A 14,347-nucleotide genomic window follows, 5' to 3' on the forward strand; every position below is an offset into this window, starting at 1 on the left:
AGGTGAGCTTAGGAAATCGTAAATTGACTACTGAAGTAATCTTAATACATTTTGAGAAGCTGCATTTGCTTGAGCCATAGCGTAAGATCCACTTTGAGCTAAGATATTAGCTTTAGAGTAGTTTGCACTTTCACTTGCAAAGTCAACATCTCTAATTTGTGATTCAGCAGCTTTAACATTAACTTGAGTTACGCTAATGTTGTTAATAGTTGATGTGATTTGATTTTGTGTAGCACCGATGTTTGCTCTAATGGTGTCAAGGTTTGCTATAGCAGTATCAGCTATATCCATAACAGCCATTGCACCTTGTAAGGTAGTAACACCTGCTGATTGTTTTTTACCTACTAAATCAGCTGTACTCATAGCATTAAAGCCCATAGCACAAGCAATACTTGCAGCAATTTGACCTTTAACTGATTCTAGATTTACAGTTGCTTCAGCTGTAGCTGTTCCAAGACCAACTGTAGATCCTCCAGAGATGATGATGTCACTACCATCATTTTTAACTAAAGACAATCTTCCATAATTTACAGAAGCTATATTTCCACTTAAAGAAGAACCTAATCCACTTAGTTCTATACCTCTACCATCAGCTGAGTTTAGAACTAACTGACCATTTACCACAGAAGCTTCAACTCCTGTTGTATCTTTTTTAGCATTGATAGCTGAAACTAAAGCACCATCTTTATCACCAGCTTGTACTGCAACTTTACCAATAACAACTCCATTAATTGTGAAAGTATCTCCAGTATTTCCAGCTTGAATAGTACCACTTGAGATGGTTTGAACTGTTGCAGTAGCTCTAACACCTGTTTTATCTGAAGATTTATTAATCTCAGCTGCTAAAGCACCAAGTCCTGTTCCAGCACTTGTAGAAAGAATTACTGGTTGAACTTTAAAATCATTTACACCATCATAATTTTTAATAGTAAAACCTAAAGTGCCACCAGCTGTAATTCTACTTCCTGTTTCAAAACGAGTTTGACCGATTTTAGCTGATTGAGTTGCACCTATGGTTGCATTTACTGTTTGATTTGCTTTATCACCAATTTGAAATTGTTGATTAGAAAAAGCACCACTTAAAAGTTGTTTACCATTATAGGTAGTAGTATTTGCAATGTTATCAAGTTCTTCCATAAGTTTACCGATCTCACCTTGAATCATCGCTCTAGTTTTTGCTGTTTGACCATCTTGAGCTGCTTGAGTAGCTTTTACCTTAATGGTATCTAGTATTTTCAACTGCTCATCCATAGCTTTATCAGCGATTTGAAGCATGCTGTTTGCATCATTTGCATTTGATATAGCTTGACCTAAAGTATTTGCCTGAGTTTTCAAGCTATCTGCAATAGCTAGACCAGAAGCATCATCTGCGGCTGAATTTATTCTCAAACCTGAACTAAGTCTTGCTAAAGAGCTATCTAACGATCTTGAGTTCAATCCTGCATTTACTTGAGCATTTAAAGATGCTACATTTGTGTTAATACGAAATCCCATTTTAAATCCTTTTAAATATATTCGACACCGTCATGCTGTCGTTAAAAACCATATCGGAAGCAATATAAAAAGTTTTATATTTTTATACAAAAAATTTTTTACATTTTTGGAACACTTATTGCTTCAACAAAGCTAAGCAATATTTTGAAAGGATTTAAAATGGGTTTTAGAATAAACACCAATATAGGTGCAATGAATGCACACGCAAATTCGGTAATCACCGCTAGAGAATTAGATAAATCTCTAGGAAGACTTAGTTCAGGTTTGAGAATAAATTCAGCCGCAGATGATGCTTCTGGTATGGCGATAGCTGATTCATTAAGAAACCAAGCAGCATCTTTAGGTCAAGCTATTAATAATGGTAATGATGCTATAGGTATTTTGCAAACTGCTGATAAAGCTATGGATGAGCAGTTGAAAATACTAGATACCATTAAGGTAAAAGCTACTCAAGCAGCTCAAGATGGTCAAACAGCAAAAACTAGAACAATGATTCAAAATGAAATCAATCGTTTAATGGAAGAACTTGATAACATTGCAAATACTACTTCATTTAATGGCAAACAACTTTTAAGTGGAAATTTTGTTAATCAAGAATTTCAAATAGGTGCACAGTCAAATCAAACAGTGCATGCAACCATAGGACCAACTCAATCAGGAAAGATTGGTCATACTCGTTTTGAAACAGGTCTTAGGGTTACAGGAAGTGGAGTATCTAATATAGTTTTAAAATCATATGATGGTGTAAATGATTATAAGTTTCAATCAGTGGTTATTTCTACTTCTGTTGGAACAGGACTTGGTGCTTTGGCTGATGAGATCAATAAAGTAGCTGATAAAACAGGCGTTAGAGCAACAGCTGTGGTTCAAACCATATCAAGCGGTGCTTTACCTGCTGGAACAACAGGTCTTGATTTTGCTATTAATGGTGTGGTTATAGGTCAAGTTGATGTAAAACCTGGGGATAAAGATGGCGCTTTGGCAGCGGCTATCAATGCTAAAAAAGATACAACAGGGGTTGAAGCTTCTGTAGTAGATGGAAAACTCATTTTAAATTCAGCCGATGGTAGAGGTATAGAATTGACAGGTTCTCTTGGAACAGCCTTAAGTGGTGTTGTAGCTTCTGTAAATTATGGAAGATTGTCTTTAGTTAAAAACGATGGTAGAGATATCATAGTTTCTGGAGGATCTACAATAGGATTTGGTCAAAATGGTTCATCTGCTGCTCAAGCAACAGTAAATTTAGAAGCTGTAAAGGGTCAAATTTCAGCTGATATAGCTTGTGCGATGGGATTTAATGCCATGAGCACAGCAGATAATATCGCTACTCCAAAAAGTGCAGGTGTTACTACCTTACAAGGTGCAATGGCTGTTATGGATTTAGCTGATAGTGCCATTACTACACTTGATAATATTAGAGCAGATATTGGTGCGGTACAAAATCAAATCACATCAACTATTAACAACATTAGCGTAACTCAAGTAAATATCAAATCAGCAGAATCAACCATAAGAGATGTTGACTTTGCTGCTGAGAGTGCGAACTTTTCTAAATACAATATCTTAGCCCAAAGTGGTTCTTATGCTATGAGTCAAGCAAATGCTGTTCAGCAAAATGTATTAAAACTTTTACAATAATAAAAAGCCCTTTTTTAAAGGGCTTTAAAATCGACTTTTTTTACAATTTCATTTTGGATTTTTAGAGTTTGAATGTAATCTTGTAGCCATGTTTTATTAGCATTAAGATAGCTTATAATCTTTCTAGTTTTTTCCAGCTCATCTTTATAAACTAATACAAATAGTTCATTTATTTTGCTTTCATAATGGTAAAATAAAGGTTTTTGAAGCTCATTAAAAATATAATGGTTTTTGTTTTTTAATATTTGATTTTTTAATTTATCTATATGAGTTAAAAGTTTAGTTAAATGCATATTTTCTTTTTTTAAATTTTGAAAATCGCATTGATTGATATTTTTTTCAATAAGAGATAAAATTTTTTGACAGCTTATAATAAATCTATTAGCAAGATTGATATTTACCTGGATTCTTTTTTGCAAGTTATATTTTTTGTTGCTTTTTTGCAATTTCCCAAACAAAACCTTATCTTCCCTCAACAACTCTTCACAAAGCTCTTTAAAAGGTTTTTCTATACTTCCTTCTATTCTAGCTCCACCTTCAGTGGCATTGTAAGTTTTTATATCTAGTGGATTCATTAAGGCTATATCTTTTTCAAATGTTTCTTTAAATATTTTCCACCATCTATTTGTTTCTACTTCTTTATTACCACCATAAGCTGTTACAAATAGACCTTGTTTTCTACTTCCTTCAAAGTCTTCTTTAAAATAATGATAATCTTTAGGATGAGAATTCCCATCTTCACCATAAGCTAAATCTTGTCCTATTAAGATAATATTTTTATGACCTAATTTTACAGCTAATTCATAAGCCATATTAGCCACACTCATACCTGAGCCTAAATAACCATAATCATTCATATTTAAACTTTGTGCAAAAGGTAATGGTCTATGTACTAGCATAAAATTTCTACCATTTTTCTTTAAGTATTCTATGGTTTTTGGAAAAACCATACTAACTAAAACAAACAATATATCTTTATCAAAATCACCAAAATCATTATTAAAAAATTCAGAAGTTCTTTCTATTCTTTCTAAAGACAACACATAATCAGGCTTAATATTATGCTTTGCTAATATAGGATAAGCACTATCAGCACATATAATACTAGCCTTACTAGCATATTCTTTTAATAAAGGTAATTGTTTAATCAAAGATGGACCAGTAGAAACTATAATAGCATTTTCTATTTTATCTTTTCTTTGTTTGAGTAAGTCTTTTAGGCTAGGGTTAGCTAATTGATAAGGTAGATTATGTAAAAGTTGGGTTATGCCTTGGAGGGAGTCTTTAGGGTCGTTGCCCATAGTAGTAGATATGTATCGGATGGATTTTAAATTAATAGAGTTTATTGTCTGGATAGACTTTAAATAATAGTTGCTGTAAAATTCGTTCAGCGGATGAAAATCGTAAATTTTTACTAAAGTATTGATATTTTTTTGTGCAAAAAAATTACTGATTTTATGAAAAGAAAAATCTTGAAACAAAATCACCTTTTCATTTCTGATTTCTTCACTTAAATCTAAATAATGAAAAACTAAATAAATAATCTCTAATTCTTCTTCAAAAATAACCAAATGATTTCTAATAGGATTAGAGAGTAAAGCTTTATATAAAATTCCATTCCCTAAACCATAAAAAAATAAAATAGGATATCTTAAAAATTCTTCATTAAATAGCTTTAAACTTTCATTTAATTCTTTTAAAGGATCTTTATATACAAATTCTTTTCTTTTTTTATCTAATATATTAATATCTAAATTATCACTACTTCCTTGAAAAAGTTCAAATTGCTTACATTCTTTAAGCTCTCTTAATTTTAAGGCTAGGGGCTGATCTTTTTCAAATAAAGCTTGAGTATTTTTTAAAAAGAGTTCGTTCATGTGTTTTACCTTGTGAGTTGAAAAAGTTCTATAGTGTTGTCTTTTATTGTAGTGTCAAATACATACAAAAGATGTAAAAGAGTTTTAAAAGTTTCCTCGTATTCTTTTAAAAGTTCTAAAATCATAGTATTTTGTTCTTGTAAATTGTTTGGGTTTTTACATAAAATAGCATTTACTTTTAGCTCGTGATGATATAAAATATGTGGATAAAGCTCATATGCACCATTAGATCTTTTATGAAGTTGTACTTTAAAAGTATCAATTTGTGAAAAAAGTTTTTTTACTTTTAAAGTTTTTTTACTTTTTGAAATTTGCTCTAAGATATTTTGTATTTTTTTGATATTATTTTGGTTTATGATAATCATTTTTTCTATATTTTTTGCTGCTTTTTCTAGATTTTTACTTAATTTTGCTTGGGTTATTTTAAAGTGTTTTAGGTAAGGTTTATCTTCCCTCAACAACTCTTCACAAAGCTCTTTAAAAGGTTTTTCTATACTTCCTTCTATTCTAGCTCCACCTTCAGTGGCATTGTAAGTTTTTATATCTAGTGGATTCATTAAGGCTATATCTTTTTCAAATGTTTCTTTAAATATTTTCCACCATCTATTTGTTTCTACTTCTTTATTACCACCATAAGCTGTTACAAATAGACCTTGTTTTCTATAGTTTTCACTTTCTTCCCCATGAACATAATCTTTAGGATGAGAATTCCCATCTTCACCATAAGCTAAATCTTGTCCTATTAAGATAATATTTTTATGACCTAATTTTACAGCTAATTCATAAGCCATATTAGCCACACTCATACCTGAGCCTAAATAACCATAATCATTCATATTTAAACTTTGTGCAAAAGGTAGTGGTCTATGTACTAGCATAAAATTTCTATTGTTTTTCTTTAAGTATTCTATAGTTTTTTGATGTACTAAACTTGCAACAACAAATAATATATCTTTATCAAATTCACCAAAATTATTATTAAAACATTCGCTGACAACTTCATCTCTTTCAAGCATTAAAACATAATCAGGCTTAATATTATGCTTTGCTAATATAGGATAAGCACTATCAGCACATATAATACTAGCCTTACTAGCATATTCTTTTAATAAAGGTAATTGTTTAATCAAAGATGGACCAGTAGAAACTATAATAGCATTTTCTATTTTGTCTTTTCTTTGTTTGAGTAAATCTTTTAAGCTAGGGTTAGAGATAAGAAAAATTAAATTTTTAACAAATTGAGTAATACCTTTTAAAGAATCACTTGGTGCATTACCAACTTTTGTATGGTTAAGTTTTATTGCTTGTATAAGATAGTCATTGATTTTTTTAATATTATAAGTATTATAAAAAGCACTATGTGTAAAAAGATTGTAAATTTTATAATAATTTCTTATAGTAGTATAACTCATTAAAATATCAAGTTGAGCAAAAGTTGTTAATGGTGTATAAAACAAAATCACCTTTTCATTTCTGATTTCTTCACTTAAATCTAAATAATGAAAAACTAAATAAATAATCTCTAATTCTTCTTCAAAAATAACCAAATGATTTCTAATAGGATTAGAGAGTAAAGCTTTATATAAAATTCCATTCCCTAAACCATAAAAAAATAAAATAGGATATCTTAAAAATTCTTCATTAAATAGCTTTAAACTTTCATTTAATTCTTTTAAAGGATCTTTATATACAAATTCTTTTCTTTTTTTATCTAATATATTAATATCTAAATTATCACTACTTCCTTGAAAAAGTTCAAATTGCTTACATTCTTTAAGCTCTCTTAATTTTAAGGCTAGGGGCCGATCTTTTTCAAATAAAGCTTGAGTATTTTTTAAAAAGAGTTCGTTCATAAAAAATCCTTAGAAATTAAAATTTGTATATCGGCTATGGTTTGATTTATTATAGAATATTGTGTTTGGATAAGATTTGTTATTTCTTTGATATGTCTTTCATGGTTAATTATATAACTGAGTTGATTTATTTTTTCTTTTATTGTATCGTTTGTATCAATGCATTCTAATTTTATAAAATTACATTCATTAGTATACATATAGCTTAGCAAAATTGTAGAAAAATATTTACTAGATAAAATCTCTTCTTTGTATGATTTTAATTCTTGTTTTAAGTTTGTGATTTGATTGAAATTGATCGCATTTAAACTTTCTTCTAAGCTTAAATGAGTTGGTAGGTTGTTGAGCATCGAAGAGATGTTTTGAACTTTTACTAAAAGATCTTGGGCTTGATTTAAAAAATCTATAGCTTTTTGATTGATTGTATTAAAATGTTTTAAAGCTTTTGTGAGATTTTTACGAATATCTTTTTTATCTGGCAATGAAAGTTTTTGAAAATTTTTAACACTTTCTTTGCTAATAACATTTTCACAAAGCTCTTTAAAAGGCTTTTCTATACTTCCTTCTATCCTAGCTCCACCTTCAGTGGCATTGTAGGTTTTGATAAAATTTTTATTTTGAGCTATATCGTATTCGTATTTTTCTTTATATAACATCCATGCTGCATGAGTATAAACTTCATTTTCTCCGCCATAAGCTGTTGTTTTAATGTGCTCATAGCGAGTGGAATCTAAATTTGTTCCATGCAAAAATTCATTAGGATGAGAATTGCCTTTTTCGTCAAAAGCTAAATCTTGTCCTATTAATATGATGTTTTCATATCCTAAAGATACTGCAAAATTATAAGCTAAATTTGCAACAGAATTAAAACTTAAATCACAATATCCATAATCATCAAAACCAAAACTAACGCAAAATGAATTTGTTGAAAGATTAATTATGTAGTTTCTATTGTTTCTATCCATCATTTCTATTGTTTTTGGAAAAACACTATCGCTAAATATGAACAATATATCTTTATCAAAATTTTTAAAATTGTTATCAAAAAATTTCCAAGAGGCTTCTATTTCTTCTATTTCTTCATTTGCTATACTTCTTTCTATGCAAAATACATAGTCAGGTTTTATTCCGTATTTATGTAAAATAGGATAAGAACCATCTGCACAAAATATGCTTACTTTTTGTTGGACTTCTTTTAGCAGGGGAAGTTGTTTGATTAAGCTTGGACCACTTGCAACGACGATAGCGGTTTTGTTTGTAGCTTTATGTTTTTCTAAAAATTCTTTTGTACTTGTATGGGTTAGTGTTTTTGAGAGATTTTTGCAAAAATATTTGATAATTATTTTACAATCATCACTTGATTGTAAAGCATTTAATATACTTAAAATGGCTTTTTGGATAAACTCTTGTATATTTTGGATAAAACAAGATTTTTTAAAAGGTATGATTGTTGATATATCTTTATAAAACATAAAATTTTGTTGCAAAAACAATTCTTTTGCCTTATTAAAATCAAAATCTTTTGTATAAAATATAAATAATTGTTGATTATTTAAAAATGAAGATATATCGTTGTTTTTTAAAAATGCATAAAGTTGATTTAAATCATCTTCAAAAATCACTAAATGTTTTAAATTTTGATTTTTAAAAGCTTCATATATATATATACCTATACCATAAACAAATAAAACAGGATGATTTTTATAGTAAGTCTTTAGAGAATTGATGAAATTTTTATCTTGCATTTGAACGGCTTTTGTAGGGTTTAATTGCAAAAGTTTAATTTTTAAATTTTCATCTAAGGCATTTAAATTTTTTATAAAAATATTCATTTTTGTTCTTTTTGTAGAATTTCAAGTAAAATATCAAGATATTTAATGAGTTGTTCTATCCATAACTCATGCTTTAAAAGCCAAGTTATCATACGAATTTTTTTATCTTCTTGAGTATGAGCGCTCATAAGCGAAATTTTGGCTAGTTCTAATTCTATATTTTTTAAAGCAGGGTTTAATACTTCCCCTAATTCTAACATTTTCTCTATGTCGGCTTTGAGCAAATGTAAGCTATCGTTGGTGTTTAAAATTTTTTTAAAATCTAACTCATGGATATTATTAGAATGACTAGTATAGTTTAAAGTATCTTTTAGTTCTTCTTTGAGATTTTTACCGTTAATAAGAATTTGAGAGATTTTTTGTATCTTATAATCTAATCTTTTGCTAATCTCATCTTTTTTATCTTTAAATTCTTTTTCATTTAGACCTTGCAATTTCCCAAACAAAACCTTATCTTCCCTCAACAACTCTTCACAAAGCTCTTTAAAAGGTTTTTCTATACTTCCTTCTATTCTAGCTCCACCTTCAGTGGCATTGTAAGTTTTTATATCTAGTGGATTCATTAAGGCTATATCTTTTTCAAATGTTTCTTTAAATATTTTCCACCATCTATTTGTTTCTACTTCTTTATTACCACCATAAGCTGTTACAAATAGACCTTGTTTTCTACTTCCTTCAAAGTCTTCTTTAAAATAATGATAATCTTTAGGATGAGAATTCCCATCTTCACCATAAGCTAAATCTTGTCCTATTAAGATAATATTTTTATGACCTAATTTTACAGCTAATTCATAAGCCATATTAGCCACACTCATACCTGAGCCTAAATAACCATAATCATTCATATTTAAACTTTGTGCAAAAGGTAATGGTCTATGTACTAGCATAAAATTTCTACCATTTTTCTTTAAGTATTCTATGGTTTTTGGAAAAACCATACTAACTAAAACAAACAATATATCTTTATCAAAATCACCAAAATCATTATTAAAAAATTCAGAAGTTCTTTCTATTCTTTCTAAAGACAACACATAATCAGGCTTAATATTATGCTTTGCTAATATAGGATAAGCACTATCAGCACATATAATACTAGCCTTACTAGCATATTCTTTTAATAAAGGTAATTGTTTAATCAAAGATGGACCAGTAGAAACTATAATAGCATTTTCTATTTTATCTTTTCTTTGTTTGAGTAAGTCTTTTAGGCTAGGGTTAGCTAATTGATAAGGTAGATTATGTAAAAGTTGGGTTATGCCTTGGAGGGAGTCTTTAGGGTCGTTGCCAAGTTCTGTGATAAGATTTAAACAAAGTTCTTGAGTATTTTTTTCAAAAACACAAACATCTTTATAGTTATTATAATAAGGAGAATGCGTAAATAATTTGATATTTTGTAAGTAATTTCTCACATGTAATTCTTTCCCTAAGAATATATTTAAATGCGTTTTATCAAAATTTTCCACCACATACAATCTTTTATCTTTTAATTCTTGGCTAAAATCTATTAGATGAAAAACTATATAAAGTATTTCAATATTAGGTTCAAAAACTATTATGCTTTTATGATTTTCATTTTTTAATAAAGCTTTGTATAATAAACCATTACCTAAACCATAAAAAAATAAAACAGGATATCTTTCATACTTAGAATAAATTTCATTGTATTTTTCATCAAAGAATTTTTCAGGATTATCATATAAATTTTGTTTTAACTCATGATCGTATATGTTTATATCAAAAGTATTTTCCCCTGCAAATACTTCAAAACGCTTATTTGTTTTTACATCTTCTATTTTATCAGCTAAGATGGTATTGTATTCTTCTAAAGCTCCTAGGTTTTTATTGAAGTTGGTTTCATAGGTGTTCATTGTTTTCCTCTATAAAGTCTTTTAAACTTTGTATCGATTTTTCCATAATTTTTGTTTGGGATTCTAAGGTTTCTATGACTAATTTAAGCCATTCTTCGTGCTTTATAAGCCAAATAATCATACGAATTTTTTTATCTTCTTGGCTATGAGCGCTCATAAGTGAAATTTTAGCTAGTTCAAGTTCTGTTAAAGTTAAGGCAGCGGCTAGTTGGTCGGAAAATACAGCCATTTTTTCATCTTCTAAAAATTCTTTAACTTTGTGAATTTCATCATTAGTTTTTAAAATTTTAACAAAATCAATAGTATTTAAATCAATATGATATCTAGTTTGTTCAATGACCTTTAAAATAGGTTTTAAAAGCTTTTGACATTGATAAATTTTACTTTTTGCAAATTTAATAAGTTCTAAAAAATAATCATAGTTTTGTTTTGCTAATAAAATTTGTTCTTTTTTTGGCAAACTTTGTAAAAAAGGAAAAATAATCTTATCTTCTTTTAATAACTCATCACAAAGTTCTTTAAAAGGTTTTTCTATGGTGCCTTCTATTCTAGCTCCACCTTCAGTGGCATTGTAGGTTGTAATGTTGTTTTTAGCAGTTTCTTTTATATAAAGTTCATAACTTTGTATGTAGTATTTCCATCCTTGATGGGTAATCACTTCACCCTTGCCACCATAAGCTGTAGTTTTTATACGCTTTTCTAGAACAGGAATATTATTATCAAAGTCTTTTCCGTATAGAAATTCCATAGGATGAGAATTACCTTTTTCATCAAAAGCTAAATCTTGCCCTATAAGTATAATATTTTTATGTTCTAATTTTACAGCTAACTCATATCCCATATAGGCTACATTTAAACCACCTAAAGTCCCAAAATCATTTATTAGTATTTTGTGAGTAAATTTTGATGATGGTCTTAAAACTAACAAATAATTTCTGTGGTTTTTTTCTAAATACTTTATGGTATCTGGATGTGTTGGTGCTGTGATAATAAAGTTGATATCTTTATCAAATTCTTTAAAATCATTATCAAAGAATTTGCTAGTAAGTTCACTTGGGTCTAAAGACATCACAATATCTGGTTTTATATTATATTTTGCAAGCATAGAATAGCTTCCATCAGCACTTATAATGGTAGCTTTATTTTGAATTTCTTTTAGCAAAGGGAGTTGCTTGATTAAGCTTGGACCACTTGCAACAATAATGGCAGTTTTATTTTTCCCTTTTCTTTGATTGATAAAATCTTTAAATAAAGCTTTTGTAAGCATTTTTGGTGTATTTTCTATAGAAAATCTTAAATCTTGCGACAAGGTTGTTATTCTATTGCTTCCTTGGGCATTAAAAACATACATAATTTTTTCATTTAGTTTTTTTTCTAATTCCTCTATATGTGTTTTGTGTTGATTGTAATAGGAATTTAAAGATAAAATTTTACTATCATAAAGATAGTTTCGAACAAAAAGCTCTCCCATTAAAAAATTTATAACATCATCCATATCAAAATCATTTGTTTCCACCACATACAATCTTTTATCTTTTAATTCTTGGCTAAAATCTATTAGATGAAAAACTATATAAAGTATTTCAATATTAGGTTCAAAAACTATTATGCTTTTATGATTTTCATTTTTTAATAAAGCTTTGTATAATAAACCATTACCTAAACCATAAAAAAATAAAACAGGATATCTTTCATACTTAGAATAAATTTCATTGTATTTTTCATCAAAGAATTTTTCAGGATTATCATATAAATTTTGTTTTAACTCATGATCGTATATGTTTATATCAAAAGTATTTTCCCCTGCAAATACTTCAAAACGCTTATTTGTTTTTACATCTTCTATTTTATCAGCTAAGATAGTATTGTATTCTTCTAAAGCTCCTAGATTTTTATTGAAGTTGGTTTCATAGGTGTTCATGAAAGCCCTTCTTCTATAGTTGTTGCTTGTAGCTTTATATGAGGTATGATAAAATCAATCCAGTTTTTATGTATTTCTAAATACTCTTTTCTTTTAATGTATTCTTCATCTAAATTACTAGGATTTTTTATATAATTTTGTGCAATTTTGTATTCAAAATGAAAAAATATCGAGCGAATTAAATCTAAAAAATAATTTTTAAATTCTTCCTCTTCAAATCTAGCTTTCATTTGATAAATTCTTTGACTTAGTGGATTAAATGTTTCATCTTTAAAATCAAATTCTTCTATGCATTTTGTAAGATCTGATTTTAAAAGCTCACACTCATTAATATAGCTTTTTGCTAAAATGATGATTTTTCTTAACTTTTTATCAATCTCATCTTTTTTATCTTTAAATTCTTTTTCATTGAGACCTTGCAACTTTCCAAACAAAACCTTATCTTCCTTCAACAACTCTTCACAAAGTTCTTTAAAAGGTTTTTCTATACTTCCTTCTATTCTAGCTCCACCTTCAGTGGCATTGTAAGTTTTTATATCTAGTGGTATTGTTGATTCTATATCTTTTTCAAAACTTTCTTTGAAAATATTCCAAAATTGATTTGTTTCTACTTTACCTTTACCCCCATAGGCTGTTATGAAGAAATTTTCTTTTCTATAGTTTTCACTTTCTTCCCCATGAACATAATCTTTAGGATGAGAATTCCCATCTTCACCATAAGCTAAATCTTGTCCTATTAAGATAATATTTTTATGACCTAATTTTACAGCTAATTCATAAGCCATATTAGCCACACTCATACCTGAGCCTAAATAACCATAATCATTCATATTTAAACTTTGTGCAAAAGGTAGTGGTCTATGTACTAGCATAAAATTTCTATTGTTTTTCTTTAAGTATTCTATAGTTTTTTGATGTACTAAACTTGCAACAACAAATAATATATCTTTATCAAATTCACCAAAATTATTATTAAAACATTCGCTGACAACTTCATCTCTTTCAAGCATTAAAACATAATCAGGCTTAATATTATGCTTTGCTAATATAGGATAAGCACTATCTGCACATATAATACTAGCCTTACTAGCATATTCTTTTAATAAAGGTAATTGTTTAATCAAAGATGGACCAGTAGAAACTATAATAGCATTTTCTATTTTATCTTTTCTTTGTTTGAGTAAATCTTTTAAGCTAGGGTTAGCTAATTGATAAGGTAGATTATGTAAAAGTTGGGTTATGCCTTGGAGGGAGTCTTCTGATGAATTGCCTTGTCTAATAACCAAAGATTTTATACTTTCGATACATAAGGAATTGATTGTTTTTATAGCATCTTCATAATTTTCGTAAAAATTTGACATTATAAGCAAATCATAAGTTTTTACAAAAAAGTGAATTTTTTCTTGTTCAAAAAAACGATAAAAAGTTAAAAAGTTAATATCCTCATATAAATAAATATGAAGTCTTTTATCTTGTAAATCTTGGCTAAAATCGTTTAAATGTAAAGCAATATATAAAAGTTCTATTTCAGGTTCTATAATACAAATACAATCTTTTAATGGATTTTTTAAAAGTTCAAAAACTAATGCTCCATTGCCGATTCCAAAAAAAACTAAAAAAGGGTGTCTTTTGTAATTTTCTTCGTAAAAAGATAGATTGTTCAAAGCATTTTGTATGCAAAATTGTTTTGTCTTGTGATCGTAAATATCGTAGTTTTTTTCAAAAAGTTCAAATCTTTCATTAGATTTTACTTGTAAGATTTTATCTGCTAAATTTGTATTGATTTCCTTTAAAACTTGTAAATTCCTAGAAAAATTAAGTTCAAGTAGCATTATAGTTCCTTATTTATGTTTTTTTAAGCAAA

General features: G+C 28.2%; 8 protein-coding genes. 1 reads left to right on the top strand and 7 read right to left on the bottom strand.

Annotation, left to right across the window (positions count from 1 at the left end; genetic code table 11):
• Window positions 1-27 precede the first annotated feature (27 nt).
• Window positions 28-1,494 carry a flagellin B gene (locus tag CORN_RS00830; RefSeq protein ID WP_172663961.1) on the bottom strand — a complete coding sequence of 489 codons (1,467 nt, stop codon included), beginning with the start codon at window positions 1,492-1,494 and terminating at the stop codon, window positions 28-30.
• A gap of 159 nt (window positions 1,495-1,653) precedes the next feature.
• Between CORN_RS00830 and CORN_RS00835 the strand changes: the two genes are divergently transcribed.
• A complete protein-coding gene (locus tag CORN_RS00835; RefSeq protein ID WP_172663962.1) occupies window positions 1,654-3,132 on the top strand; it encodes a flagellin B in 1,479 nt (492 codons plus the stop codon).
• A 14-nt stretch (window positions 3,133-3,146) separates the two neighbouring features.
• On the opposite strand, the gene CORN_RS00840 is transcribed toward CORN_RS00835, so the two are convergent.
• Genes CORN_RS00840 through CORN_RS00865 form a run of 6 tightly spaced genes read right to left on the bottom strand, consistent with a single transcriptional unit; the run spans window position 3,147 to window position 14,315 of the window.
• On the bottom strand, window positions 3,147-5,009 hold the full coding sequence (locus tag CORN_RS00840; protein ID WP_172663963.1) for a motility associated factor glycosyltransferase family protein: 1,863 nt from the start codon (window positions 5,007-5,009) through the stop codon (window positions 3,147-3,149).
• A 5-nt stretch (window positions 5,010-5,014) separates the two neighbouring features.
• Window positions 5,015-6,862: a motility associated factor glycosyltransferase family protein gene (locus tag CORN_RS00845; RefSeq protein ID WP_172663964.1), complete on the bottom strand. Its 1,848-nt coding sequence runs from the start codon at window positions 6,860-6,862 to the stop codon at window positions 5,015-5,017.
• Window positions 6,859-8,694 (bottom strand): motility associated factor glycosyltransferase family protein, encoded by a 1,836-nt coding sequence (locus CORN_RS00850; RefSeq protein WP_066007585.1) that lies wholly within the window; start codon window positions 8,692-8,694, stop codon window positions 6,859-6,861. The genes CORN_RS00845 and CORN_RS00850 overlap by 4 nt, the downstream gene beginning before the upstream one ends.
• Window positions 8,691-10,562, bottom strand: a complete 1,872-nt coding sequence (locus tag CORN_RS00855) for a motility associated factor glycosyltransferase family protein (RefSeq protein ID WP_172663965.1) — start codon at window positions 10,560-10,562, stop codon at window positions 8,691-8,693. Before CORN_RS00855 ends, CORN_RS00850 begins: the two co-directional genes overlap by 4 nt.
• Window positions 10,549-12,483, bottom strand: a complete 1,935-nt coding sequence (locus CORN_RS00860) for a motility associated factor glycosyltransferase family protein (RefSeq protein ID WP_066007581.1) — start codon at window positions 12,481-12,483, stop codon at window positions 10,549-10,551. Before CORN_RS00860 ends, CORN_RS00855 begins: the two co-directional genes overlap by 14 nt.
• Window positions 12,480-14,315 carry a motility associated factor glycosyltransferase family protein gene (locus tag CORN_RS00865; RefSeq protein ID WP_172663966.1) on the bottom strand — a complete coding sequence of 612 codons (1,836 nt, stop codon included), beginning with the start codon at window positions 14,313-14,315 and terminating at the stop codon, window positions 12,480-12,482. Before CORN_RS00865 ends, CORN_RS00860 begins: the two co-directional genes overlap by 4 nt.
• Window positions 14,316-14,347: the final 32 nt, after the last annotated feature.

Source organism: Campylobacter ornithocola (assembly GCF_013201605.1).
Lineage (GTDB): Bacteria > Campylobacterota > Campylobacteria > Campylobacterales > Campylobacteraceae > Campylobacter_D > Campylobacter_D ornithocola.

Bases quoted from the DNA above. Each gene is read 5' to 3' on its own strand.
- CORN_RS00865 (WP_172663966.1), bottom strand. From the start codon at position 14,315: ATGCTACTTGAACTTAATTTTTCTAGGAATTTACAAGTTTTAAAGGAA.
- CORN_RS00850 (WP_066007585.1), bottom strand. From the start codon at position 8,694: ATGAATATTTTTATAAAAAATTTAAATGCCTTAGATGAAAATTTAAAA.
- CORN_RS00840 (WP_172663963.1), bottom strand. From the start codon at position 5,009: ATGAACGAACTCTTTTTAAAAAATACTCAAGCTTTATTTGAAAAAGAT.
- CORN_RS00830 (WP_172663961.1), bottom strand. From the start codon at position 1,494: ATGGGATTTCGTATTAACACAAATGTAGCATCTTTAAATGCTCAAGTA.
- CORN_RS00860 (WP_066007581.1), bottom strand. From the start codon at position 12,483: ATGAACACCTATGAAACCAACTTCAATAAAAATCTAGGAGCTTTAGAA.
- CORN_RS00835 (WP_172663962.1), top strand. From the start codon at position 1,654: ATGGGTTTTAGAATAAACACCAATATAGGTGCAATGAATGCACACGCA.
- CORN_RS00845 (WP_172663964.1), bottom strand. From the start codon at position 6,862: ATGAACGAACTCTTTTTAAAAAATACTCAAGCTTTATTTGAAAAAGAT.
- CORN_RS00855 (WP_172663965.1), bottom strand. From the start codon at position 10,562: ATGAACACCTATGAAACCAACTTCAATAAAAACCTAGGAGCTTTAGAA.